Genomic DNA, 24,006 nt, shown 5'->3' on the forward strand with positions numbered 1-24,006 from the left:
CTTTTTGCGTTCGGCTCGAGGAGCTTACTTGCGGTCGGTCAGGGCGACGATGTCGCGCTTCTGCTCGCCGGTGTACAGCTGGCGCGGGCGGCCAATCTTGTACGGGCTGGAGAGCATTTCTTTCCAGTGCGAGATCCAGCCGACGGTACGCGCCAGGGCGAAGATCACGGTGAACATGCTGGTCGGAATGCCGATCGCCTTGAGGATGATCCCCGAGTAGAAGTCGACGTTCGGGTACAGCGAGCGCTCGATGAAGTAAGGATCGGTGAGGGCGATCTCTTCCAGGCGCATGGCCAGTTCCAGCTGCGGGTCGTTCTTGATGCCCAGCTCGCGCAGGACTTCGTCGCAGGTCTGCTTCATCACGGTGGCGCGTGGGTCGCGGTTTTTATAAACGCGGTGACCGAAGCCCATGAGCTTGAACGGATCGTTCTTGTCCTTGGCCTTGGCGATGAAGGTGTCGATGTTCGAGACATCGCCGATTTCATCGAGCATGGTCAGTACGGCTTCGTTCGCACCGCCGTGGGCAGGGCCCCACAGTGCGGCGATACCGGCGGCGATACAGGCGAACGGGTTGGCACCCGAGGAGCCTGCCAGGCGTACGGTGGAGGTGGAGGCGTTCTGCTCGTGGTCGGCGTGGAGGATGAAGATCCGGTCCATTGCCTTGGCCAGCACCGGGCTGATCGGTTTGATCTCGCACGGGGTGTTGAACATCATGTGCAGGAAGTTTTCCGCGTACGACAGGTCGTTGCGCGGGTACATCATCGGCTGACCCATGGAGTACTTGTAAACCATCGCGGCCAGGGTCGGCATCTTGGCGACCAGGCGCACCGCGGAAATTTCGCGGTGTTGCGGGTTATTGATGTCCAGGGAGTCGTGGTAGAACGCCGACAGGGCGCCGACCACACCGCACATCACCGCCATTGGGTGAGCGTCGCGGCGGAAACCGTTGAAGAAGGACTTCAGCTGCTCGTGAACCATGGTGTGGTTTTTCACGGTGCTGACGAACTGGGCCTTCTGCTCGGCATTCGGCAGTTCGCCGTTGAGCAGCAGGTAGCAGGTTTCGAGGTAGTCCGATTGTTCGGCGAGCTGTTCGATCGGGTAGCCGCGGTGCAGCAGAATACCCTTGTCGCCGTCGATGTAGGTGATCTTCGACTCGCACGAGGCAGTCGCCATGAAACCAGGGTCGAAGGTGAAGTGACCAGTGGCCCCCAACCCGCGGACGTCGATTACATCAGGACCAACGGTGCCGGTTAAAATGGGCAGCTCGACGGGGGCAGCGCCCTCGATGACCAACTGCGCTTTTTTGTCAGCCATGTGGCCTCCTATTAATGCTTGAAATCATCAGACAGACCCCCCACGCAGGGCCCGCACCACTATAGAGGGATAAATTCAGATGTCAATTTGCCTAAAGGCTGGTTGAAACGGGGCCTGAGGCCTGATTTTTCTCGAAATTGTCGCCCATTTACGCCTTTTGCTCGCTAAAGGCAATGCGCTATTTGGGCTACCCCATCACGTTGTCATAAGCAGCCTAACTGTCTATACTCGGCACCCGACCGCCAGGGGCTTGCAAGCCCGAACTGCTGGGGGTCGCCGTTCCCTGGGTGGTGGGTACCTGACCAGTACACTTACCAACAACTTTGCCCTGTTCGCTAGGGGCTCTTCAGTGTGAAAAAAGCCGTGAAAAGCCAACGACCTGTAAACCTAGACCTAAGGACCATCAAGCTCCCGATCACCGCGTACACGTCCATTCTGCACCGTATCTCCGGCGTCATCCTGTTCCTCGGCCTGGCCATCATGCTTTATGCATTGGGCAAGTCCCTGGGTTCCGAGGAAGGCTTCGGTGAGGTGAAGGCGTGTCTGACCAGTCCGCTGGCCAAACTGGTGACCTGGGCCCTGCTGTCCGCCCTGCTGTATCACCTGGTGGCAGGTGTTCGCCACCTGATCATGGACATGGGCATCGGTGAGACGCTGGAAGGCGGCAAACTGGGCTCGAAAATCGTGATTGTCATCTCCGTGGTGGTGATCGTTCTGGTGGGAGTTTGGGTATGGTAACCAATGTCACGAACCTGTCGCGTTCGGGCCTCTATGACTGGATGGCACAGCGCGTCTCTGCGGTCGTTCTCGCGGCTTACTTCCTCTTCCTGATCGGTTACGTCGTAGCCCACCCAGGTATCGACTATGCCCAGTGGCACGGTCTGTTCTCCAACAACGCGATGCGGATCTTCAGTCTGCTGGCCCTCGTTGCCCTGGGCGCTCACGCCTGGGTCGGCATGTGGACCATTGCCACCGACTACCTGACGCCAATGGCGTTCGGCAAGTCGGCAACTGCGATTCGTTTCCTGTTCCAGGCGGTATGCGGCGTTGCGATGTTCGCTTACTTCGTCTGGGGTGTGCAGATTCTCTGGGGTATCTGATCCATGGCTAGCATTCCAACTATTTCCTTCGACGCCATCATTATTGGTGGCGGCGGCGCCGGCATGCGCGCAGCGCTGCAGCTGGCTCAAGGTGGTCACAAGACTGCCGTAGTGACCAAGGTCTTCCCGACCCGTTCGCACACTGTATCCGCCCAGGGCGGCATCACCTGTGCCATCGCTTCGGCCGACCCGAACGATGACTGGCGCTGGCACATGTACGATACCGTCAAAGGTTCCGACTACATCGGTGACCAGGACGCTATCGAATACATGTGTCAGGAAGGCCCGGCTGCGGTCTTCGAGCTGGACCACATGGGCCTGCCGTTCTCGCGTACCGAAACCGGCCGTATCTACCAGCGTCCGTTCGGTGGCCAGTCCAAGGACTTCGGCAAGGGTGGCCAGGCTGCCCGTACCTGCGCCGCTTCCGACCGTACCGGTCACGCGCTGCTGCACACCCTGTACCAGGGCAACCTGAAAGCCGGCACCACCTTCCTCAACGAGTACTACGCCGTTGACCTGGTGAAGAACCAGGACGGTGCGTTCGTTGGTGTGATCGCCATCTGCATCGAAACCGGCGAAACCCTGTACATCAAGTCCAAGGCCACCGTTCTGGCTACTGGCGGTGCGGGCCGTATCTACGCCTCGACCACCAACGCCCTGATCAACACCGGTGACGGTGTCGGCATGGCCCTGCGTGCCGGTGTGCCGGTGCAGGACATCGAAATGTGGCAGTTCCACCCAACCGGCATCGCCGGCGCCGGTGTACTGGTCACCGAGGGTTGCCGCGGTGAGGGTGGCTACCTGATCAACGCCCACGGCGAGCGCTTCATGGAGCGTTACGCGCCGAACGCGAAAGACCTGGCCGGCCGCGACGTTGTTGCCCGTTCCATGGTCAAAGAAATCATCGCCGGCAACGGCGTGGGCCCGAACAAGGACCACGTACTGCTGAAGCTGGACCACCTGGGCGAGGAAGTGCTGCACAGCCGCCTGCCAGGTATCTGCGAACTGTCCAAGACCTTCGCCCACGTCGACCCAGTGGTCGCGCCGGTGCCGGTCGTGCCGACCTGCCACTACATGATGGGTGGTGTTGCCACCAACATTCATGGCCAGGCCATCACCATGGACGCTGAAGGCAAGGACCACATCATTCCGGGCCTGTTCGCCGTAGGTGAAGTGGCATGCGTATCGGTCCACGGCGCCAACCGCCTGGGCGGTAACTCGCTGCTCGACCTGGTCGTGTTCGGCCGTGCTGCCGGCCTGCACCTGGAGAAGGCGCTGACCGAAGGCGTCGAGTACCGCGATGCCAGCGACACCGACGTCGATGTTGCCCTGAACCGCCTGAACAAGCTCAACGAGCGCACCACTGGCGAAGACGTGGCAAGCCTGAAGCGCGAGCTGCAAAGCTGCATGCAGAACTACTTCGGTGTATTCCGTACTGGCGAATACATGCAGAAGGGTATCGAGCAGCTGGCTGGCCTGCGTGACCGCATCGCCAACGTGAAGATCAACGACAAGTCCCAGGCCTTCAACACCGCGCGTATCGAAGCGCTGGAGCTGCAGAACCTGCTGGAAGTTGCCGAAGCTACCGCCATTGCGGCCGAAGCCCGTAAAGAGTCGCGCGGTGCTCACGCCCGTGAAGACTTCGAAGACCGTGACGACGAAAACTGGCTGTGCCACACCCTGTACTACCCGGGTGAGAAGCGCGTTGCCAAGCGCGGCGTCAACTTTGCGCCGAAGACCGTGCCGGCCTTCGAGCCTAAAATCCGGACTTACTAAGGGTGGCTGCTATGTTGAAAGTCGAAGTTTATCGTTACAACCCCGACACCGACTCGGCGCCCAAGATGGAGTCGTTCGACGTCGATACCGGCGGCAAGGACCTGATGGTCCTGGACGTACTGGCACTGATCAAGGAAAAGGACGAGGGCTTCTCGTACCGTCGCTCCTGCCGTGAAGGCGTGTGCGGTTCCGATGGCATGAACATGAACGGCAAGAACGGCCTGGCCTGCATCACCCCGCTGTCGGGCGTGGTCAAGGGCAACAAGCTGGTGCTGCGCCCGCTGCCGGGCCTGCCGGTCATTCGTGACCTGGTCGTCGACATGAGCATCTTCTACAAGCAGTACGAGAAGGTGAAGCCGTTCCTGCAGAACGACACCCCGGCTCCGGCCATCGAGCGTCTGCAGTCGCCAGAAGAGCGTGACAAGCTGGACGGTCTGTACGAGTGCATCCTGTGCGCTTGCTGCTCGACCTCTTGCCCGTCGTTCTGGTGGAACCCAGACAAGTTCCTGGGCCCCGCTGCCTTGCTGCAGGCCTATCGCTTCCTGGCCGACAGCCGTGACACCAAGACCCAGGAGCGCCTGGCGTCCCTGGATGACCCGTTCAGCGTCTTCCGCTGCCGTGGGATCATGAACTGCGTAAACGTTTGCCCTAAGGGTCTGAACCCAACCAAGGCAATCGGTCACGTACGTAACATGCTGCTGCAAAGCGGTACCTGATTCAAAGCGTTGTACCTGCAGTAAGCCGAGGTGCGGGTGGTGAGCCCGCACTGAGGTAAAACTCGAGCAAGGGCCCACAAAGCCCGCGCTCATTACCTATGAAGATATGAGACCAGCAGGGGCTTTCCGGGCTGGTACCCGGAAAATCAGCAAGATCCAAGTGGCGTGGTTCAGTCGCTGTGTTCGGACTTTTCCAGGTTTGCTGTGGCTCTCGCCGATCGTCCCCTAACCGAGGGTGACCAAGCATGCAAGAAAGCGTGATGCAGCGCATGTGGGAAAGCGCCCACCTTTCAGGTGGTAACGCTGCATATGTGGAAGAGCTCTACGAGCTTTACCTGCACGACCCTAACGCTGTGCCAGAAGAGTGGCGCACTTACTTCCAGAAGTTGCCAGCCGACGGCAGCACCGCTACCGATGTATCGCACTCGACAATCCGCGACCATTTCGTACTGCTGGCAAAGAACCAGCGCCGCGCCCAACCGGTATCCGCCGGGAGCGTGAGCAGTGAACACGAGAAGAAGCAGGTTGAAGTTCTGCGACTGATCCAGGCCTATCGTATGCGCGGCCATCAGGCTGCCAAGCTCGACCCGTTGGGGTTGTGGCAGCGCCCTGCGCCCGTAGACCTGTCGATCAATCACTACGGCTTGACCAATGCCGATCTTGATACGACCTTCCGTGCCGGCGACCTGTTCATCGGCAAAGAGGAAGCGAGCCTACGCGAGATCTCCGAGGCGCTCCAGAAGACATATTGTCGCACCATTGGCGCCGAGTTCACCCACATCGTCGATTCCGAGCAGCGCAGCTGGTTCCAGCAGCGCCTTGAAAGCGTGCGCGGCCGTCCGGAATTTTCCGCTGACGTGCAGGCTCACCTGCTCGAGCGCGTCACGGCCGGTGAGGGCCTTGAGAAGTACCTGGGCACCAAATACCCAGGCACCAAGCGTTTCGGCCTGGAAGGCGGCGAAAGCCTGATTCCGATGCTGGACGAGATGATCCAGCGCTCCGGCTCCTACGGTACCAAGGAAGTCGTGATCGGCATGGCCCACCGTGGCCGTCTGAACGTGCTGGTCAACACCTTCGGCAAGAACCCGCGCGAGCTGTTCGACGAGTTCGAAGGCAAGAAGATGAACGAGTTGGGCTCCGGTGACGTGAAGTATCACCAGGGCTTCTCCTCCAACGTGATGACCACCGGTGGCGAAGTCCACCTGGCCATGGCGTTCAACCCGTCCCACCTGGAGATCGTTTCGCCAGTGGTCGAGGGTTCGGTGCGCGCCCGTCAGGACCGCCGCAACGACACCGTTGGCGACAAAGTGCTGCCGATCTCGATCCACGGCGATGCTGCGTTCGCAGGCCAGGGCGTGGTGATGGAAACCTTCCAGATGTCGCAGACCCGCGGTTTCAAGACCGGCGGTACCGTGCACATCGTGATCAACAACCAGGTTGGTTTCACCATCAGCAACCCGCTGGACTCGCGTTCCACCGAGTACGCCACCGACGTTGCCAAGATGATTCAGGCGCCGATCCTGCACGTCAACGGTGATGACCCGGAAGCCGTGCTGTTCGTGACCCAGCTGGCCATCGATTACCGCATGCAGTTCAAGCGTGACGTGGTCATCGACCTGGTTTGCTACCGTCGCCGCGGCCACAACGAGGCCGACGAGCCGAACGGTACCCAGCCGCTGATGTATCAGCAGATCAGCAAGCAGCGCACCACCCGTGAGCTGTATGCCGAAGCGCTGATCCAGGCCGGTCGCATCGATGCCGAGCGTGCTCAGGCCAAGATCGACGAGTACCGTAACGCCCTGGACAACGGCCTGCACGTGGTCAAGAGCCTGGTCAAGGAGCCGAACCGCGAGCTGTTCGTCGACTGGCGTCCGTACCTGGGCCATGCCTGGACTGCGCGTCACGACACCCGCTTCGACCTCAAGACCCTGCAAGACCTGTCGGCCAAGCTGCTCGAGCTGCCAGAAGGTTTCGTGGTTCAGCGTCAGGTGTCGAAGATCTACGAAGATCGCCAGAAGATGCAGGCCGGTGGCTTGCCGATCAACTGGGGTTATGCAGAGACCATGGCATACGCCACCCTGCAGTTCGAAGGTCACCCGATCCGCATGACCGGCCAGGACATCGGCCGTGGCACCTTCTCGCACCGCCACGCGGTGTTGCACAACCAGAAGGACGCCAGCACCTACGTGCCGCTGCAGAACCTGTTCCCAGGCCAGCCGCGCTTCGACCTGTACGACTCCTTCCTGTCGGAAGAAGCGGTACTGGCGTTCGAATACGGCTACTCGACCACCACGCCGAACGCGCTGGTGATCTGGGAAGCCCAGTTCGGCGACTTCGCCAACGGCGCACAAGTGGTGATCGACCAGTTCATCACCAGCGGCGAGCACAAGTGGGGCCGTCTGTGCGGTCTGACCATGCTGCTGCCGCACGGCTATGAAGGGCAGGGCCCGGAGCACTCCTCCGCGCGTCTGGAGCGTTACCTGCAGCTGTGCGCCGAGCACAACATTCAGGTGTGCGTACCGACCACCCCAGCTCAGATCTACCACCTGCTGCGTCGCCAGGTCATCCGTCCGCTGCGCAAGCCGCTGATCGTCCTGACGCCGAAGTCGCTGCTGCGCCACAAGTTGGCCGTCTCGACCTTGGAAGACCTGGCAGAAGGCTCGTTCCAGACCGTGATCCCGGAAATCGACACCCAGGATCCGGCCAAGGTCGAGCGCCTGGTGCTGTGTGGCGGCAAGGTCTACTACGACCTGCTGGAAAAACGCCGTGCCGAAGGCCGCGAAGACATCGCCATCGTGCGTATCGAGCAGCTGTACCCGTTCCCGGAAGACGACCTGGTCGAAATCCTGGCGCCGTACACCAACCTCAAGCATGCAGTCTGGTGTCAGGAAGAGCCGATGAACCAGGGCGCCTGGTACAGCAGCCAGCACCACATGCGCCGTATCCTGGGCCGCCACAACAAGGCACTGGTCCTGGAATACGCCGGCCGCGATGCCTCTGCCGCGCCAGCCTGTGGTTACGCTTCGAAGCACGCCGAACAGCAGGAAAAACTGCTGCAAGACGCCTTCACTGTTTAACGCCTTCGCGCACCTGAAACCGAATTTAAGGAAACACTGATAATGGCTATCGAGATCAAAGCCCCAACCTTCCCGGAATCGGTCGCCGACGGCACCGTTGCCACCTGGCACAAGAAGCCGGGCGACGCCGTCAAGCGTGACGAGCTGATCGTCGACATCGAGACTGACAAAGTCGTCCTGGAAGTCCTGGCCACTGCTGATGGCGTGCTGGGCGACATCGTCAAGGGCGAGGGCGATACCGTCCTGTCCGACGAGCTGCTGGGTTCGATCGTTGAAGGTGGCGCTGCCGCTGCGCCTGCTGCTGCTCCGGCCGCTGCTGCCCCGGCTGCCGCTGCCGCCGATGCTGGCGAAGACGACCCGGTTGCCGCGCCTGCCGCACGCAAGCTGGCTGAAGAGAACGGCATCGACCTGGCTACCGTTGCCGGCACCGGCAAAGGCGGTCGCGTCACCAAGGAAGACGTTGTCGCTGCAGTCGCCAACAAGAAGTCTGCACCTGCTGCTGCGCCGGCTGCCAAGCCTGCCGCTGCCGCTGCTGCCCCGGTTGTGACCGCCGCTGGCGATCGCACCGAGAAGCGCGTGCCGATGACCCGTCTGCGTGCCAAGATCGCTGAGCGTCTGGTCGAAGCCCAGTCCAACATGGCGATGCTGACCACCTTCAACGAAGTCGACATGACCGAAGTCATGGCCCTGCGTTCGAAGTACAAGGACCTGTTCGAGAAGACCCACAACGGCGTACGCCTGGGCTTCATGTCGTTCTTCGTCAAGGCTGCCACCGAAGCCCTGAAGCGCTTCCCGGCTGTCAACGCCTCGATCGACGGCAACGACATCGTCTACCACGGTTTCGCCGACGTCGGCGTTGCCGTCTCCAGCGACCGTGGCCTGGTAGTACCGGTGCTGCGTAACGCCGAGTCGATGAGCCTGGCTGAAATCGAGAACGGCATCGCCACCTTCGGCAAGAAGGCCCGTGATGGCAAACTGTCGATCGAAGAAATGACCGGCGGCACCTTCACCATCACCAACGGTGGTACCTTCGGTTCGATGATGTCGACCCCGATCGTCAACCCGCCGCAGGCTGCCATTCTCGGCATGCACAACATCATCCAGCGCCCGATGGCCATCAATGGTCAAGTGGTCATCCGCCCGATGATGTACCTGGCGCTGTCGTACGATCACCGCCTGATCGACGGCAAGGAAGCGGTAACCTTCCTGGTCACCATCAAGAACCTGCTGGAAGATCCGTCTCGCCTGCTGCTGGACATCTAACCCTCTGGCTGCGTACCGTTCGGCCCCTGGCTTCGAAAGAGGCGGGGCCGCGCGGTTCGCGGCTTGTAGCTTGTAGCTGATAAGGAATCTTTTATGACCCAGAAATTCGACGTAGTGGTGATTGGTGCAGGTCCTGGCGGCTATGTGGCTGCCATCAAGGCTGCCCAACTTGGTCTGAAGACTGCCTGTATCGAGAAATACACCGACGCCGAGGGCAAACTGGCCCTGGGCGGCACCTGCCTGAACGTAGGTTGCATTCCGTCCAAGGCGCTGCTGGACAGCTCCTGGAAGTACAAGGAAGCCAAAGAGAGCTTCAACGTCCACGGTATCTCCACTGGCGAAGTGAAGATGGACGTCGCCGCGATGGTTGGCCGCAAGGCTGGCATCGTCAAGAACCTGACCGGTGGCGTTGCTACCCTGTTCAAGGCTAACGGCGTTACTTCGATCCAGGGCCACGGCAAACTGCTGGCCGGCAAGAAAGTCGAAGTCACCAAAGCTGACGGCACCACCGAAATCATCGAAGCCGACAACGTGATCCTGGCCTCCGGCTCGCGTCCGATCGACATTCCGCCGGCTCCGGTCGACCAGAACGTCATCGTCGACTCCACCGGCGCCCTGGAATTCCAATCGGTTCCAAAGCGTCTGGGTGTGATCGGTGCTGGCGTGATCGGCCTGGAGCTGGGCTCTGTATGGGCTCGCCTGGGCGCCGAAGTCACCGTCCTGGAAGCTCTGGACACCTTCCTGATGGCTGCCGACACCGCCGTGTCGAAAGAAGCCCAGAAGACCCTGACCAAGCAAGGCCTGGACATCAAGCTGGGCGCTCGCGTCACCGGCTCGAAAGTCAACGGCAACGAAGTCGAAGTGACTTACACCAATGCCGAAGGCGAACAGAAGATCACCTTCGACAAGCTGATCGTTGCGGTCGGCCGTCGTCCAGTGACCACTGATCTGCTGGCTTCCGACAGCGGCGTCACCATCGACGAACGTGGCTACATCTTCGTCGACGATCACTGCGCTACCAGCGTTCCGGGCGTGTTCGCCATCGGTGACGTGGTACGTGGCATGATGCTGGCGCACAAGGCCTCGGAAGAGGGCATCATGGTTGTCGAGCGCATCAAAGGCCACAAGGCCCAGATGAACTACGACCTGATCCCATCGGTTATCTACACCCACCCGGAAATCGCGTGGGTCGGCAAGACCGAACAGTCCTTGAAGGCCGAGGGTGTTGAGGTTAACGTAGGCACCTTCCCGTTCGCGGCCAGCGGCCGTGCGATGGCAGCCAACGACACCGGTGGTTTCGTCAAGGTTATCGCTGACGCCAAGACCGACCGCGTACTGGGTGTGCATGTGATTGGCCCATCGGCTGCCGAACTGGTACAGCAGGGCGCAATCGCAATGGAATTCGGCACCAGTGCCGAGGATCTGGGCATGATGGTCTTCAGCCATCCAACCCTGTCCGAAGCGTTGCATGAAGCAGCGCTGGCAGTGAATGGCGGCGCCATTCACGTGGCCAACCGTAAGAAGCGTTAATTATAAGAAACCACGGCGGGCTGCCCGTCGTGAGTCTTGCGTGCATGACTCACCGCGGAAAGTCCGCCGGATCGGACTACACGGGATAACCCGGGGTTAACGGTCACAGGTGGTGCGGCGCCAGCAATGGCGCAGCGCCGAAGCGCAGTACCTAACGAAGACGGTAAAAAGCATGAATCTTCACGAGTATCAGGGTAAGCAGCTGTTCGCTGAATACGGCCTGCCAGTTTCCAAGGGTTTCGCTGTCGATACCCCTGAAGCTGCAGCAGAAGCTTGCGACAAGATCGGCGGTTCCGAGTGGGTTGTTAAAGCCCAGGTTCACGCAGGTGGTCGCGGTAAAGCGGGCGGCGTCAAGCTGGTTCGCAGCAAGGAAGACGCCAAGGCGTTCGCTGCGCAATGGTTGGGCAAGCGCCTGGTAACCTACCAGACCGACGCCAACGGTCAGCCAGTGACCAAGATCCTGGTCGAATCCTGCACTGACATCGCCAAAGAGCTGTACCTGGGCGCTGTAGTCGATCGCTCGAGCCGCCGCATCGTGTTCATGGCTTCCACCGAAGGTGGCGTGGACATCGAGAAAGTCGCTCACGAAACTCCTGAGAAGATCATCAAGGCTACTATCGATCCGCTGGTCGGCGCTCAGCCGTTCCAGGGTCGTGAACTGGCATTCCAGCTGGGTCTGGAAGGCAAGCAAGTTGCACAGTTCGCCAAGATTTTCGTAGGCCTGGCCAAGCTGTTCAAAGAACACGACCTGGCCCTGCTGGAAGTCAACCCGCTGGTCATCAAGGCCGACGGCGACCTGCACTGCCTGGATGCGAAGATCAACATCGACGCAAACGCCATGTACCGTCAGCCTAAGCTGAAAACCTTCCACGACCCGTCGCAGGACGATCCTCGTGAAGCCCACGCTGCCAGCTTCGAGCTGAACTACGTGGCCCTAGAAGGCAACATCGGCTGCATGGTCAACGGTGCCGGCCTGGCCATGGGTACCATGGACATCGTCAACCTGCACGGCGGCAAGCCAGCCAACTTCCTCGACGTAGGTGGTGGTGCTACCAAAGAGCGCGTTACCGAAGCCTTCAAGATCATTCTGTCCGACAGCAATGTCGCGGCCGTTCTGGTCAACATCTTCGGCGGCATCGTTCGCTGCGACATGATTGCCGAAGGCATCATCGGTGCAGTGAAAGAAGTCGGCGTTAAAGTTCCGGTCGTCGTTCGCCTCGAAGGCAACAACGCCGAACTGGGCGCTAAAGTACTGGCAGAAAGCGGTTTAAACATCATTGCGGCAACCAGCCTGACCGACGCTGCTCAACAAGTTGTCAAAGCTGCGGAGGGCAAGTAATGAGCGTCCTGATCAATAAAGACACCAAAGTCATCTGCCAGGGCTTCACCGGCTCGCAGGGTACTTTCCACTCCGAACAAGCCATCGCCTACGGCACCAAGATGGTCGGCGGCGTTACCCCAGGCAAGGGTGGCACCACCCACCTGGGCCTGCCGGTGTTCAACACCGTCAAGGAAGCTGTGGAAGCGACTGGCGCTGATGCTTCGGTCATCTACGTTCCGGCTCCGTTCTGCAAAGACTCGATCCTGGAAGCGGCCTTCGGCGGCATCAAGCTGATCGTCTGCATCACCGAAGGCATTCCTACCCTGGACATGCTGGATGCCAAGGTCAAGTGCGACGAGCTGGGCGTTACCCTGATCGGCCCTAACTGCCCAGGCGTCATCACCCCAGGCGAGTGCAAGATCGGCATCATGCCAGGTCACATTCACTTGCCAGGCAAGGTCGGTATCGTTTCGCGTTCCGGCACCCTGACCTATGAAGCCGTTAAGCAGACCACCGACGCCGGCTTCGGCCAGTCGACCTGCGTCGGCATCGGCGGTGACCCGATCCCAGGCTCCAACTTCATCGACATCCTGAAGCTGTTCCAGGAAGACCCGAAGACCGAAGCGATCGTCATGATCGGTGAGATCGGCGGTTCGGCTGAAGAAGAAGCCGCGGCCTACATCAAGGCCCACGTCACCAAGCCTGTCGTTTCCTACATCGCTGGTGTTACCGCACCTGCGGGCAAGCGCATGGGCCACGCTGGCGCCATCATCTCTGGCGGCAAAGGCACTGCGGACGAGAAGTTCGCTGCGCTGCAGGACGCAGGTGTTAAAACCGTGCGTTCGCTGGCCGACATCGGCAAGGCCCTGGCCGAGCTGACTGGCTGGGAAGCCAAGAAGTAATACGCTTCACCCCCCACGCGCACAGAGGCCACCTTCGGGTGGCCTTTGTCGTTTACGGGTTGCGGCAATCCACAGCTAGCCGATTCTGTAGGAGCAGCCTTGTGCTGCGAAGAGGCCGGTGCAGCCACCCTGAATCTCTATTGCCCACACTGGCCCCTTCGCAGCACAAGGCTGCTCCTACAAGGGGAGAGGCATGAAGTGGGTTTTTCGATGGGTTTGATAGGGATTTTCACACAGACACTTTCCGCCGCGCTGCGATAATTACCCCGTCCCCGGTCGCACAGACGACAAACACATACGCACATCGGACAAGCAGCACTGTGCCAGTGCGTTTAACTGCTAAAACAGTTAATCTACGCGTTCACTCTGTGCCCGTCCCCCAAAAGGGAACGACACGCTAAACGGGTCTGGCTCACCAAGCCGGGCAGCATTTCCCTCATCCATAGGGAAATCCCCTCTCGAATCCCGATTTCAGCAGTGTGGTACTACCTTAAATGAAAGTTCTAAAAGGCCAGGATATCCTGGCGCTTGGCTTTATGACGTTTGCGCTTTTCGTGGGCGCCGGCAATATCATCTTCCCGCCTATCGTCGGTCTGCAGTCTGGCCCGCACGTGTGGATGGCGGCCCTTGGCTTCCTGGTGACCGCCGTGGGCCTACCCGTCATCACCGTGGTCGCGCTGGCCAAGGTCGGTGGCGGCATGGATGCCCTGAGCAGCCCGATCGGCAAGTTCTTCGGTGGCCTGCTGGCCGCCGTGTGCTACCTGTCGGTTGGCCCGCTGTTCGCGACGCCGCGTACCGCGACCGTGTCGTTCGAGGTCGGTGTGGCGCCGTTGACCGGTGAAAGCCCGTTGGCATTGTTCATCTACAGCCTGGTGTATTTCATCGTGGTGCTCGCGGTGTCCATGTATCCGGGCAAACTGCTCGATACCGTGGGGCGTTTCCTTGCACCGCTGAAGATCATCGCCTTGGCCGTGCTGGGCATCGCAGCGTTCGCGCTGCCTGCCGGCACCATTGGTGAAGCGCAACCGGCCTATGCCGTCGCGGCGTTTTCCAAGGGCTTCTCCGATGGTTACCTGACCATGGACACCCTGGGCGCGCTGGTCTTCGGTATCGTCATCGTCAATGCCATCCGCTCGCGCGGTGTCGAATCGCCGAAGCTGATCACCCGCTATGCCATCATCGCCGGCCTGATCGCGGGTGTGGGCCTCGCACTGGTGTACATCAGCCTGTTCCGCCTGGGTGCCGGCAGCCACGAAATCGCGGCTGACGCTACCAACGGCGCAGCCGTACTGCATGCCTACGTGCAGCACACCTTCGGTTCGCTGGGCAGCGGCTTCCTGGCCGTGCTGATCGCCCTGGCGTGCCTGGTGACCGCGGTTGGCCTGACCTGCGCGTGCGCCGAGTACTTCAGCCAGATTCTGCCGCTGTCGTACCGCGCACTGGTGGTGATCCTGGCGGGCTTCTCGCTGCTGATTTCCAACCTGGGCCTGACCAAGCTGATCATGTTCTCGATCCCGGTGCTTACGGCGATCTACCCGCCATGCATCGTGGTGGTGGGCCTGAGCTTCGTGAAGGACCTGTGGAACTCGCCAACGCGCATTCTTGCGCCGGTCATGCTGGTGTCGCTGGTGTTCGGTATTGTCGACGCGATCAAAGGCAGCAGCCTGGCGCATGTCCTGCCGGACGCCGCTGCACACCTGCCGCTGAGCGATCAAGGCCTGGCCTGGCTGGTGCCGTCGGTGGTCACCCTGGCCGCTGCCGTGGTCTGCGACCGCATGCTGGGCAAGCCGCGCGAAGCGCTGGCTTGATAGGTTGAAGCCTGAGGGCGGCACCGGCCACAAGCCGTAGGGTGCCTGCCAGCGGTTCTCACCTGAAAACCCCGCGTCCGAAAGGGCGCGGGGTTTTTGTTTGTGTGCACCGGCGATGGGCTGGGCAGGCAAAAACAATTTGTGACAGCGGTGTGTCTTTCCGGGCTTGCGGGCGTCGAAATGCGGTCTCTACTCTTGTGCACCTGGCTTTCGGGAAACCTGCATGAACTTCATTCAAAGCAATCTCAACAACCTGCTGGCAATCGCCTGGTTTGTCGCCTGCTGGGGCGGTTATACCCGCTATGCCATCTGGAAAGGCCGCGACACCGCCTGCCTGGCCAGCGTGCTGCACTTGTACCGTGAAGACTGGATGCGCCGCATGCTGCTGCGCGACAACCGCATTGCTGACGCCAGCGTGATCGGCAACCTGGAGCGCAATGCCTCGTTTTTTGCCTCCAGCACCCTGATCATTCTTGCTGGCATTCTGACTGTGCTCGGCGCTTCGGACCGGGCGTTGTCGCTGCTGGCTGACCTGCCCTTGGTGCAGCAGGCGTCCCAGGGCATGTCGGAAATCAAGCTGCTGTGCCTGGCGACCGTGTTCGTCTATGCCTTTTTCACCTTCAGCTGGTGCATGCGCCAGTACAACTTTGCAGCCGTGCTGGTCGGCTCTGCGCCAATGATTGGTGAGCGCCTGGTCAATGAACTGGAACGCAAGGCATTTGCCTCACGGGCGGCGAGGGTGCTGTCGCTGGCGGCCAACCAGTTCAACTTCGGGTTGCGCGCTTATTACTTTGGCATGGCCATGTTGAGCTGGTTTATCAGCCCGTGGTTATTTATGGGCATGAGTGTCGGCGTAGTGCTGATTCTGTACCGCCGCGAGTTCCATTCCGATGTGCTGGATGTGATGGTGTACACGCCCACGGAAAGTGCGCCGATTGATGCCGCTAAAGAAAGTTCCGTTTCCGGTGCCTGAAACGTTTAATCTTTAAACTGCAGATACAAAAAAACCCGACATTGTCGGGTTTTTTTGTACGCGCCGATTACTGCTTGGCAGGTTCGGCCGGAGTAGCAGGTGCTGCTTCCGTCGACGGAGCGGCTTCTTCAGCTGCCTTCTGCTGCGCTTCGGCCTGATCTTTGGCGGCTTCGGCGTTTTCCTTGGCGGCTTCGTTCATCTTATCCTGAGCTTCGCCCATCTTTTCCTGGGCTTGCTCAGCGTGTTGCTGCGCGTCCTGGGCTTTATCTTCGCTCGCTTTATCGCAAGCGGCCAGGCCCATGGTAGCAGCCAGCATGAGAGCAAAAGCAAAAGGTTTACGCATGGGGGTGTATCTCCTTGGTGGAATAAGTGACTTGTTCCTTCGAGTGCAACTACGCGGAAGAAGTTCCGCGAAGGTTACAGATATATAACCCCCCGTTCTATATAGACTTTTTAACGTTTTTATGCCGTTGCATCAGCGGCCCGGGAACTTGCGATGAGCGATTCAAGCTTGATGGCCATGGCCGAACGTTTTCTGTCGGCCTTGAAGCATTGTCAGTTGTTGCACATGCGCGTGGCACATGCCGACGCCGACGGCATGACGTTGATCCTGCCGTGGTCGCCTGCGATCGTCGGCAACCCGCAAACCGGCGCGGTGCACGGCGGGGCGCTGACCACGTTGCTGGACACCACCTGCGGCATGGCCACCCTGTGTGCACTGCCGCGATTCGAGGTGTGCCCGACCTTGGACCTGCGCATCGACTACATGCACGCGGCCGAATCCGGCAAGGACATCTTTGGCCACGCCCAGTGTTATCGGGTTACCCGGGATGTGATCTTCACCCGTGGCAGCGCCTACCAGGACGACCCCGGCCGGCCGATCTGCCAGGTGGTGGGCACATTCATGCGCCTGGGGCCGCAAGTCAAGGGCGGCCTCGGCTTTGGCAACCGGCTCAAGGAAGGTGATGCATGATCCCGCTCGAAATCCGTCAACAGCTCAATGCGGCCCATGCGGTCGGTGACTACCGGCCCCTGCTGGCGTTGATTCCCTATGCTGGCTTGATCGGCATCGAATGCGAGCGCGAGGGCGAGGACCTGTTGTTTCGCCTGCCCGCCAGTGCAGACAACATTGGTAACCCTTTACTGCCCGCGATCCACGGCGGGGTGATCGCAGGCTTCATGGAGCTTTCCGCAGCGCTGTATCTGCTGATCTTCAGCGAGAGTGCGAGCATTCCCAAGGTCATCGACTTCTCCATCGACTACCTGCGCGCCGGGCATTTTCGCGACACGTATGCCCAGTGCCAGCTGTGGCGCCAGGGGCGGCGGGTGACCAATGTCGCCATCACCGCCTGGCAGGGTGATCGGCAGTCGCCAATTGCCACTGCGCGGGCGCATTTCAAGATCGAACCGGAAAAGCCCTTGAAATCGTCTGGGCAGCCCCCATCTGCATGACATCCGCCATTAACGCAGGCCGAACCGGCTGCCAGGCGCCCACTGTCATCTGATCGGAGTTTTGAAGACCATGAGTGTGGAAACACAAAAGGAAACCCTGGGCTTCCAGACCGAGGTAAAGCAGCTGCTGCACCTCATGATTCACTCGCTGTATTCCAACAAGGAAATCTTCCTGCGTGAGCTGGTTTCCAATGCCTCCGACGCCGCTGACAAGCTGCGCTTCGAGGCCTTGGCCAAGCCGGAACTGCTCGAAGGCGGCGCGGATCTGCGCATTCGGCTGAGCTTCGACAAGGACGCCGGTACGATCACGCTCGACGACAACGGCATTGGCATGAGCCGCGAAGACGTCATCACCCACCTGGGTACCATCGCCAAGTCCGGCACCGCCGACTTCATGAAGAACCTCACCGGTGACCAGAAGAAGGACTCGCACCTGATCGGTCAGTTCGGTGTGGGCTTCTATTCGGCCTTCATCGTGGCTGACAAGGTCGACGTCTACAGCCGTCGTGCTGGCCAGCCAGCCTCCGAGGGTGTGCACTGGTCGTCGAAAGGCGAGGGCGAGTTCGAAGTCGCAACCGTCGACAAGCCAGAGCGCGGTACCCGCATCGTCCTGCACCTGAAGAAGGACGAGCAGGAGTTTGCTGATGGCTGGCGCCTGCGCAACCTGGTCAAGAAGTACTCCGACCACATTGCCCTGCCGATCCAGTTGCCGAAGGAGCAAGCCGCTGCCGAAGGCGAAGAACAGCCCGCCGAGGAATGGGAAACCGTCAACCGCGCCAGCGCCCTGTGGACCCGTCCGCGTACCGAAATCAAGGACGAGGAGTACCAGGAGTTCTACAAGCACATCGGCCATGACTTCGAGAACCCGCTGGCCTGGAGCCACAACAAGGTCGAAGGCAAGCTCGAATACAACTCGCTGCTGTACGTGCCGGCCCGCGCGCCGTTCGACCTGTACCAGCGTGAAGCACCGCGTGGCCTGAAGCTGTATGTGCAGCGCGTGTTCATCATGGACCAGGCCGAGTCGTTCCTGCCGCTGTACCTGCGCTTCATCAAGGGCGTGGTCGACTCCAACGACCTGTCGCTGAACGTGTCGCGCGAGATCCTGCAGAAAGACCCGATCATCGATTCGATGAAGACTGCGCTGACCAAGCGCGTGCTGGACATGCTGGAGAAGCTGGCGAAGAACGAGCCTGAGCAGTACAAGGGCTTCTGGAAAAACTTCGGCCAGGTGCTGAAGGAAGGCCCGGCCGAGGACTTCGCCAACAAAGAGAAGATCGCAGGCCTGCTGCGCTTCGCTTCCACCCATGACGACAGCGGTGAGCAGAGCGTCGCCCTGGCCGACTACCTGGCCCGTGCCAAGGAAGGCCAGGACAAGATCTACTTCCTCACCGGCGAGACCTACGCGCAGGTCAAGAACAGCCCGCACCTGGAAGTCTTCCGCAAGAAAGGCATCGAGGTCCTGCTGCTGACCGACCGTATCGATGAGTGGCTGATGAGCTACCTCAACGAGTTCGACGGCAAGAGCTTCGTCGACGTTGCCCGCGGCGACCTGGACCTGGGCAAGCTGGACTCCGAGGAAGACAAGAAGGCTCAGGAAGAAGTCGCTAAAGACAAGGAAGGCCTGGTCGAGCGCCTGAAAGGCGCGCTGGGTGAAAGCGTTGCCGAGGTGCGTGTTTCCCACCGCCTGACCGACTCGCCGGCTATCCTCGCCATCGGCGAACAGGACCTGGGCCTGCAGATGCGTCAGATCCTCGAAGCCAGCGGGCAGAAGGTGCCGGATTCCAAGCCGATCTTCGAGTTCAACCCGACCCACCCGCTGATCGAGAAGCTGGATAACGAGCAGAGCGAAGACCGCTTCGCCGAGCTGTCGCACATCCTGTTCGATCAGGCGGCCCTGGCGGCCGGTGACAGCTTGAAAGACCCGGCGGCCTACGTTCGTCGCCTGAACAAGCTGCTGGTCGAGCTATCTGCTTGAGTTGATGCAAAGGAAAGCCCGCTTCGGCGGGCTTTTTTCATGGTGAAGCCTTAAGGAGTGCTTGATGAGCAAGGTAATCGTCGAATCGCTGGTTTATCACCTGTCCGGCAAAACGTATGAAAGCCGTCTGGTCCATGAGCCCGGTGCGCTACCTAAGCCTGGCCTGGTGATGGCGCCGAACTGGATGGGTATTGGCGAAGGTGCCGAGCGCATTGCCAAGGAAGTGGCCGAGAAGGGCTATGTGGTGCTGATTGCCGATCTCTATGGGCAGTCGGTGCGGCCGACCAATGCCGATGAGGCAGGTGTGGCGATGATGCCACTGAAGAACGACCGCACCGAGCTGCGCAAGCGCATGAATGAAGCGCTGTCGCAGTTGCTGGCGCAGTCGAAGGCATTGCTGGAGCCTGGCAAGGTGGCCACCTTCGGCTTCTGCTTCGGCGGTTGCTGTGCGTTGGAGCTGGCGCGTGCGGGCGCCGACCTGAAGGCGGCGGTGTCGTTCCATGGCACGCTGGACACCCCGAATCCTGAAGATGCCAAGCGTATCAAGGGCTCGGTGCTGGTGTTGCACGGCGCAGCGGACCCGCTGGTGCCGAAGGCGCAACTGCCGGCGTTCGAGGAGGAGATGAACGCGGCCAAGGTCGATTGGCAGCTGCTGAGCTACGGTGGCGCGGTGCACTCGTTCACTGACCCGAATGCCAATGTACCGGGCAAGATGCAGTACGACCGCAAGACATCGGAGCGGGCGTTCCGCTCGATGCACAATCTGCTGACTGAAGTGTTCCAGCGCTGACAGTGCATGGGGGCTGCTGCGCGGCCCTTTCGCCGGCAAGCCGGCTCCCACCCGAACTGTGTAGCCTCCAAGTCTAGCGCCGCACCTGTGGGAGCTGGCTTGCCAGCGATTGGGCCGCAAAGCGGCCCCCCATTTATCTTGGTAACTCGATCCGCGAGGTCTCCCCCGGTACCTTTGGCCAATCCCCCGCAGCCCACCTCACCCTGGCCTGCTCGATCAAGGTCGGATCGCTCGCCACGAAATTCCAGTTCATCCGCCGCGGCCCATCCAGTGGCTCGCCGCCGATCAACACCAGCTGGCATTCACCCTCTGCATACAATGTCATCTGCTCACCCTCGGGCAGTACCACCAGGCTGCATGGCTCAACCTCCTCATCATTGAGCATCAACTCGCCATCCAGCAGGTAGAGCGCCCGTTGCACTGGCTCATCAGGTACCCGCAATGCAGTGGCGGGCTGCATCTGCACATGCGCGTAAAGGGTAGGGGAGAGCACGGGCACCGGCGATTCCAGGCAAAAGCCACTGCCCGCAATCATGCAGATGCGCACACCAAGGCTATCGCTCACCGGCAGGCTAGCCGCTGGGTGGTGGCTGTAATGGGGTGTGCCTTGTTCGAGCGCGCGGGGTGACGCCAGCCACACCTGCAGGCCATGCAGGCGCGAGCCGTGGGCACGTGCACCGGCAGGGGTGCGCTCGACATGCGCCACGCCACTGCCTGCCGTCATCCAGCTGACATCGCCCGGCTTCACGTGCTGTTCGGAGCCAAGGCTGTCCTTGTGCAGGATCTCGCCTTCGAACAGGTACGTCAGCGTCGACAGGCCGATATGCGGGTGCTGGCGTATGTCCATGCCATGGCCTGGGGCGTAGTCTGTTTCGAGCATATGGTCGAAGAACACGAACGGGCCGACGCTGCGGCATTGGGCCGAGGGCAGCGGGCGCAAAATGGGCTGGCCCTCGACCGACTCGGCACGTGGGCGGATTACCACGGGGCTGCTCATGAGGGGCTCCAGGCAGGTTGCAAGTGCTCCAAGCATAGCGGTTTGCCGGGCAGGGCTGAACTGCTGCGCTTGGCGGTCGGTCTACCCTGTTCGAACCAGGAGAAGGAAGCTGCCCATGATCGCCAGAATGCTGGCTGGCGCGTTGTTGTGCGCAGGGGTGTGCCTGTCGGCGCAGGCGCGTGATTACCGCTACAGTGACGCCCACCTGCACTACGTCGACTTTTTCCAGGAGACGGAGGGCATGCCGGCCTTGATCAAGGCCATGGATGAAGCCGGCATCGAGCAGTCGATGATTTCTGGTATTCCGGTGGCCAAGAAATGGCATGAGGACGAACCCAAGCGCCCGCGCTACTACGCCGGGGACGACGCCGATGCCTATTGGTACAGCGCGACCGATACCTACGTGGCGGCAGCGGTGCAAGAACTGCCCGCAGCGCAGCGCAAGCGCTTTCATCCGTTTCTGACCGGCTTCAACCCGGTGGACAAGAACGCGGTCAGCCATATCGAGCGCATGCTCGATCTCTACCCAGGGCTCTGGCAGGGCATTGGCGAGGTGTTCACCCGCCACGACGACCTGACGGCGTTGACCAGCGGTGACACCCCGCGCGCCAACAACGAGGCCATGACCCGCATCTATCACCTGGCGGCCGAGCGGGACTTGCCAGTGCTGCTGCACTCCAACATCACCTCCAAGCGTGAACGCAACCCACTGTACCTGGCCGAAATCGAAGAGCCGCTGCGCAATCACCCGCACACGCGTTTCATCTGGGCGCATGCTGGCAGCAGCATGGAAATTCATCGGCATCAGACGCAGATGGACTTTCTGCTGCCGGTGCTGACGCGCTTGCTGGAGGATTACCCGAACCTGTATGTCGACCTGTCGTGGAGCGTGCTCGAGCCTTATCTGCTGGATGACAAGGGTGTGCCGCGCAAGGCTTGGGTGGCGTTGGTAGAGCGTTACCCGGAGCGGTTCATGCTCGGGTCGGATGTGGTGGGCAAGTTTGGGAGCCTTGGCGAGCAGATGCACGGGTTCAAGCCGTTTCTGGATGCGTTGCCGGAGGCGGTGGCGCACAAGGTGGCCAAGGATAATTTTCTGGCTGTGTTGCCCAAGGCTAGGTAACACAAAAGAAAACGCCCCGAACCAGTCGGGGCGTTTTCATTACTGCTTCAAGGCCTTACTTGCCTTCCCAGCGCTTGAGCACCAGGGTAGCGTTGGTGCCGCCGAAGCCGAAGCTGTTGCTCATGACCGTATCGATCTTGGCGTTTTCTTCGGTTTGACGCAGGATCGGCAGGTCGGCGACCTCCGGGTCCAGTTCGTCAATGTTGGCGGAGCCGGCGATGAAGTTGTTTTCCATCATCAGCAGGCAGTAGATCGCCTCGTGCACGCCAGCGGCGCCCAGCGAGTGGCCCGACAGGCTCTTGGTCGAGCTGATCTTCGGTGCCTTGTCGCCGAACACGGCGCGAACACCTTTGATCTCGGCAACATCACCGACCGGGGTCGAGGTGCCGTGGGTGTTCAGGTAGTCGATCGGGGTGTCGACGGTGGACAGCGCCTGCTGCATGCAGCGGATGGCGCCTTCGCCGCTTGGGGCAACCATGTCGTACCCGTCGGAGGTCGCGCCGTAGCCGACGATTTCGGCGTAGATCTTGGCGCCACGGGCCAGAGCGTGCTCCAGCTCCTCGACTACCACCATGCCGCCACCGCCCGCGATGACGAAGCCATCACGGTCGTTGTCGTAGGCGCGCGAGGCCAGTTCCGGGGTTTCGTTGCGCTTGGTCGACAGGGCGCCCATGGCATCGAACAGGAACGACTGGCTCCAATGCTCTTCTTCACCACCACCGGCGAAGACGATGTCTTGCTTGCCCCACTGGATTTGCTCCAGCGCGGTGCCGATGCAGTGTGCACTGGTGGCGCAGGCGGAGGAGATCGAGTAGTTCAGGCCCTTGATCTTGAACGGCGTGGCCAGGCAAGCCGAAACGGTGCTGCCCATGGTGCGGGTAACACGGTATGGGCCGACGCGCTTGACGCCTTTCTCGCGCAGGGTGTCCAGCGCTTCCATCTGGTTCAGGGTCGAGGCGCCGCCGGAGCCGGCAACCAGGCCGGTACGCGGGTTGGAAACCTGCTCTTCAGTCAGGCCGGCGTCCTTGATCGCGTCCTGCATCGCCAGGTAGGCGTAGGCCGCGGCGTGGCCGACGAAGCGGTAGACCTTGCGGTCGATCAGTTCTTCGAGGTTGAGGTCGATCGACCCGGAAACCTGGCTGCGCAGCCCCATTTCCTTGTATTCCGGGTTGAAACGGATACCCGGACGGCTGTTACGCAGGTTTTCGGTGACGGTCTCTTTGTCATTGCCCAGGCACGATACGATGCCCAGACCAGTGATAACGACGCGGCGCATGCGAATAACCCTTAGAAATTGTCAGTGGAGGTGAACACGCCGACCCGCAGGGCTTCGGCGGTGTAGATCTCGCGGCCGTCGACGCTGACCGAGCCATCGGCGATGGCCATGTTCAGCTTGCCCTTCAGGACGCGCTTGATATGAATGTTGTAAGTGACTTTCTTGGCGGTAGGCAATACCTGGCCGAAGAACTTCACTTCACCCGAACCCAGCGCACGGCCGCGGCCCGGCAGGCCTTGCCAGCCGAGGAAGAAACCGACCAGCTGCCACATGGCGTCAAGGCCCAGGCAGCCCGGCATCACCGGGTCGCCTTCGAAGTGGCAGGCGAAGAACCACAGGTCCGGATTGATATCCAGCTCGGCGACCAATTCACCTTTGCCGTACTTGCCGCCTTCTTCGCTGATATGGGTGATGCGATCGACCATCAGCATGTTCGGCGCGGGCAGTTGCGCATTACCTGGGCCGAACAGCTCACCGCGACTGCAGCGCAGCAGGTCTTCCCGAGTAAAGGCGTGTTGTTTGGTCATGCGAGCTCCTCAATAACCCCCTGCGGCAGGGGATGAATCTTCCCGGCCGGCCCGAAAAGCGATGACTCCGGGGCGGCAGCCTACAGGTA

The 24,006-nt window shown here is 60.8% G+C and carries 21 protein-coding genes; 16 read left to right on the forward strand and 5 right to left on the reverse strand.

The genetic code is table 11. From position 1 onward, the window contains the following. Positions 1 to 24 precede the first annotated feature (24 nt). Positions 25 to 1,314, reverse strand: coding sequence for a citrate synthase (gltA, locus tag OO306_RS05370; RefSeq protein WP_027592878.1), 1,290 nt, complete (start codon positions 1,312 to 1,314; stop codon positions 25 to 27). Positions 1,315 to 1,665: 351 nt separating this feature from the next. On the opposite strand from gltA, the gene sdhC reads away from it, so the two are divergent. The 11 genes from sdhC (at position 1,666) to OO306_RS05425 (ending at position 15,780) form a co-directional block, all read left to right on the forward strand. Next, positions 1,666 to 2,052 carry a succinate dehydrogenase, cytochrome b556 subunit gene (sdhC, locus tag OO306_RS05375; protein WP_077068487.1) on the forward strand — a complete coding sequence of 129 codons (387 nt, stop codon included), beginning with the start codon at positions 1,666 to 1,668 and terminating at the stop codon, positions 2,050 to 2,052. Beyond that, positions 2,046 to 2,414: a succinate dehydrogenase, hydrophobic membrane anchor protein gene (gene sdhD, locus OO306_RS05380; protein WP_027592876.1), complete on the forward strand. Its 369-nt coding sequence runs from the start codon at positions 2,046 to 2,048 to the stop codon at positions 2,412 to 2,414. The genes sdhC and sdhD overlap by 7 nt, the downstream gene beginning before the upstream one ends. Before the next feature lie 3 nt (positions 2,415 to 2,417). Then, positions 2,418 to 4,190 carry a succinate dehydrogenase flavoprotein subunit gene (gene sdhA, locus OO306_RS05385; protein ID WP_027592875.1) on the forward strand — a complete coding sequence of 591 codons (1,773 nt, stop codon included), beginning with the start codon at positions 2,418 to 2,420 and terminating at the stop codon, positions 4,188 to 4,190. A gap of 11 nt (positions 4,191 to 4,201) precedes the next feature. After that, the gene (locus tag OO306_RS05390) at positions 4,202 to 4,906 is read left to right on the forward strand and encodes a succinate dehydrogenase iron-sulfur subunit (RefSeq protein WP_008091906.1); all 705 of its coding nucleotides are present in this window, start codon (positions 4,202 to 4,204) and stop codon (positions 4,904 to 4,906) included. A 245-nt stretch (positions 4,907 to 5,151) separates the two neighbouring features. After that, a complete protein-coding gene (locus OO306_RS05395; RefSeq protein ID WP_027592874.1) occupies positions 5,152 to 7,983 on the forward strand; it encodes a 2-oxoglutarate dehydrogenase E1 component in 2,832 nt (943 codons plus the stop codon). A gap of 42 nt (positions 7,984 to 8,025) precedes the next feature. Further along, complete coding sequence (gene odhB, locus OO306_RS05400; RefSeq protein WP_027592873.1) at positions 8,026 to 9,246, forward strand: 2-oxoglutarate dehydrogenase complex dihydrolipoyllysine-residue succinyltransferase; 1,221 nt, start codon at positions 8,026 to 8,028, stop codon at positions 9,244 to 9,246. 93 nt (positions 9,247 to 9,339) lie between these two features. Next, positions 9,340 to 10,776, forward strand: coding sequence for a dihydrolipoyl dehydrogenase (gene lpdA / locus OO306_RS05405; RefSeq protein ID WP_027592872.1), 1,437 nt, complete (start codon positions 9,340 to 9,342; stop codon positions 10,774 to 10,776). Between the two features lie 172 nt (positions 10,777 to 10,948). Beyond that, positions 10,949 to 12,115 carry an ADP-forming succinate--CoA ligase subunit beta gene (gene sucC / locus OO306_RS05410; RefSeq protein WP_008091914.1) on the forward strand — a complete coding sequence of 389 codons (1,167 nt, stop codon included), beginning with the start codon at positions 10,949 to 10,951 and terminating at the stop codon, positions 12,113 to 12,115. Continuing rightward, on the forward strand, positions 12,115 to 12,999 hold the full coding sequence (gene sucD, locus OO306_RS05415; RefSeq protein ID WP_003254203.1) for a succinate--CoA ligase subunit alpha: 885 nt from the start codon (positions 12,115 to 12,117) through the stop codon (positions 12,997 to 12,999). Before sucC ends, sucD begins: the two co-directional genes overlap by 1 nt. 494 nt (positions 13,000 to 13,493) lie before the next feature. Then, positions 13,494 to 14,807 (forward strand): branched-chain amino acid transport system II carrier protein, encoded by a 1,314-nt coding sequence (gene brnQ / locus OO306_RS05420; RefSeq protein WP_265967946.1) that lies wholly within the window; start codon positions 13,494 to 13,496, stop codon positions 14,805 to 14,807. A 223-nt stretch (positions 14,808 to 15,030) separates the two neighbouring features. Beyond that, complete coding sequence (locus OO306_RS05425; protein WP_099428721.1) at positions 15,031 to 15,780, forward strand: DUF599 domain-containing protein; 750 nt, start codon at positions 15,031 to 15,033, stop codon at positions 15,778 to 15,780. A 67-nt stretch (positions 15,781 to 15,847) separates the two neighbouring features. On the opposite strand, the gene OO306_RS05430 is transcribed toward OO306_RS05425, so the two are convergent. Further along, a complete protein-coding gene (locus tag OO306_RS05430; protein ID WP_027592869.1) occupies positions 15,848 to 16,123 on the reverse strand; it encodes a hypothetical protein in 276 nt (91 codons plus the stop codon). A gap of 153 nt (positions 16,124 to 16,276) precedes the next feature. On the opposite strand from OO306_RS05430, the gene OO306_RS05435 reads away from it, so the two are divergent. From OO306_RS05435 to OO306_RS05450, 4 genes are all read left to right on the forward strand, one after another. Next, positions 16,277 to 16,753: a PaaI family thioesterase gene (locus OO306_RS05435; protein WP_265967948.1), complete on the forward strand. Its 477-nt coding sequence runs from the start codon at positions 16,277 to 16,279 to the stop codon at positions 16,751 to 16,753. After that, complete coding sequence (locus OO306_RS05440) at positions 16,750 to 17,232, forward strand: PaaI family thioesterase (protein WP_027592867.1); 483 nt, start codon at positions 16,750 to 16,752, stop codon at positions 17,230 to 17,232. Before OO306_RS05435 ends, OO306_RS05440 begins: the two co-directional genes overlap by 4 nt. A 70-nt stretch (positions 17,233 to 17,302) precedes the next feature. Beyond that, positions 17,303 to 19,207, forward strand: coding sequence for a molecular chaperone HtpG (htpG, locus tag OO306_RS05445; RefSeq protein WP_027592866.1), 1,905 nt, complete (start codon positions 17,303 to 17,305; stop codon positions 19,205 to 19,207). A gap of 64 nt (positions 19,208 to 19,271) precedes the next feature. Continuing rightward, the gene (locus tag OO306_RS05450; protein WP_265967950.1) at positions 19,272 to 19,997 is read left to right on the forward strand and encodes a dienelactone hydrolase family protein; all 726 of its coding nucleotides are present in this window, start codon (positions 19,272 to 19,274) and stop codon (positions 19,995 to 19,997) included. Between the two features lie 133 nt (positions 19,998 to 20,130). Here OO306_RS05450 and OO306_RS05455 read toward each other — a convergent pair whose 3' ends face one another. Then, positions 20,131 to 20,994, reverse strand: a complete 864-nt coding sequence (locus OO306_RS05455; RefSeq protein ID WP_265967951.1) for a pirin family protein — start codon at positions 20,992 to 20,994, stop codon at positions 20,131 to 20,133. Positions 20,995 to 21,109: 115 nt separating this feature from the next. Here OO306_RS05455 and OO306_RS05460 point away from each other — a divergent pair, with 115 nt between their 5' ends. Further along, the gene (locus OO306_RS05460) at positions 21,110 to 22,114 is read left to right on the forward strand and encodes an amidohydrolase family protein (RefSeq protein WP_186680723.1); all 1,005 of its coding nucleotides are present in this window, start codon (positions 21,110 to 21,112) and stop codon (positions 22,112 to 22,114) included. 55 nt (positions 22,115 to 22,169) lie between these two features. Here the strand turns inward: OO306_RS05460 and fabB are convergent, their stop codons facing one another. Both fabB and fabA read right to left on the reverse strand, forming a co-directional pair. After that, a complete protein-coding gene (gene fabB / locus OO306_RS05465; RefSeq protein WP_027592862.1) occupies positions 22,170 to 23,390 on the reverse strand; it encodes a beta-ketoacyl-ACP synthase I in 1,221 nt (406 codons plus the stop codon). Positions 23,391 to 23,401: 11 nt separating this feature from the next. Beyond that, a complete protein-coding gene (gene fabA / locus OO306_RS05470) occupies positions 23,402 to 23,917 on the reverse strand; it encodes a 3-hydroxyacyl-[acyl-carrier-protein] dehydratase FabA (RefSeq protein WP_027592861.1) in 516 nt (171 codons plus the stop codon). Positions 23,918 to 24,006 lie beyond the last annotated feature (89 nt).

The organism is Pseudomonas sp. DCB_AW, assembly GCF_026240895.1.
GTDB classification, from domain to species: domain Bacteria; phylum Pseudomonadota; class Gammaproteobacteria; order Pseudomonadales; family Pseudomonadaceae; genus Aquipseudomonas; species Aquipseudomonas kermanshahensis.

Coding starts and splice junctions, on each gene's coding strand:
- OO306_RS05425 (WP_099428721.1), top strand. CDS start 15,031: ATGAACTTCATTCAAAGCAATCTCAACAACCTGCTGGCAATCGCCTGG.
- OO306_RS05450 (WP_265967950.1), top strand. CDS start 19,272: ATGAGCAAGGTAATCGTCGAATCGCTGGTTTATCACCTGTCCGGCAAA.
- OO306_RS05430 (WP_027592869.1), bottom strand. CDS start 16,123: ATGCGTAAACCTTTTGCTTTTGCTCTCATGCTGGCTGCTACCATGGGC.
- gltA (WP_027592878.1), bottom strand. CDS start 1,314: ATGGCTGACAAAAAAGCGCAGTTGGTCATCGAGGGCGCTGCCCCCGTC.
- sdhD (WP_027592876.1), top strand. CDS start 2,046: ATGGTAACCAATGTCACGAACCTGTCGCGTTCGGGCCTCTATGACTGG.
- OO306_RS05435 (WP_265967948.1), top strand. CDS start 16,277: ATGAGCGATTCAAGCTTGATGGCCATGGCCGAACGTTTTCTGTCGGCC.
- htpG (WP_027592866.1), top strand. CDS start 17,303: ATGAGTGTGGAAACACAAAAGGAAACCCTGGGCTTCCAGACCGAGGTA.
- OO306_RS05390 (WP_008091906.1), top strand. CDS start 4,202: ATGTTGAAAGTCGAAGTTTATCGTTACAACCCCGACACCGACTCGGCG.
- OO306_RS05460 (WP_186680723.1), top strand. CDS start 21,110: ATGATCGCCAGAATGCTGGCTGGCGCGTTGTTGTGCGCAGGGGTGTGC.
- fabB (WP_027592862.1), bottom strand. CDS start 23,390: ATGCGCCGCGTCGTTATCACTGGTCTGGGCATCGTATCGTGCCTGGGC.
- fabA (WP_027592861.1), bottom strand. CDS start 23,917: ATGACCAAACAACACGCCTTTACTCGGGAAGACCTGCTGCGCTGCAGT.
- sucC (WP_008091914.1), top strand. CDS start 10,949: ATGAATCTTCACGAGTATCAGGGTAAGCAGCTGTTCGCTGAATACGGC.
- brnQ (WP_265967946.1), top strand. CDS start 13,494: ATGAAAGTTCTAAAAGGCCAGGATATCCTGGCGCTTGGCTTTATGACG.
- OO306_RS05440 (WP_027592867.1), top strand. CDS start 16,750: ATGATCCCGCTCGAAATCCGTCAACAGCTCAATGCGGCCCATGCGGTC.
- OO306_RS05395 (WP_027592874.1), top strand. CDS start 5,152: ATGCAAGAAAGCGTGATGCAGCGCATGTGGGAAAGCGCCCACCTTTCA.
- OO306_RS05455 (WP_265967951.1), bottom strand. CDS start 20,994: ATGAGCAGCCCCGTGGTAATCCGCCCACGTGCCGAGTCGGTCGAGGGC.
- odhB (WP_027592873.1), top strand. CDS start 8,026: ATGGCTATCGAGATCAAAGCCCCAACCTTCCCGGAATCGGTCGCCGAC.
- sdhA (WP_027592875.1), top strand. CDS start 2,418: ATGGCTAGCATTCCAACTATTTCCTTCGACGCCATCATTATTGGTGGC.
- lpdA (WP_027592872.1), top strand. CDS start 9,340: ATGACCCAGAAATTCGACGTAGTGGTGATTGGTGCAGGTCCTGGCGGC.
- sucD (WP_003254203.1), top strand. CDS start 12,115: ATGAGCGTCCTGATCAATAAAGACACCAAAGTCATCTGCCAGGGCTTC.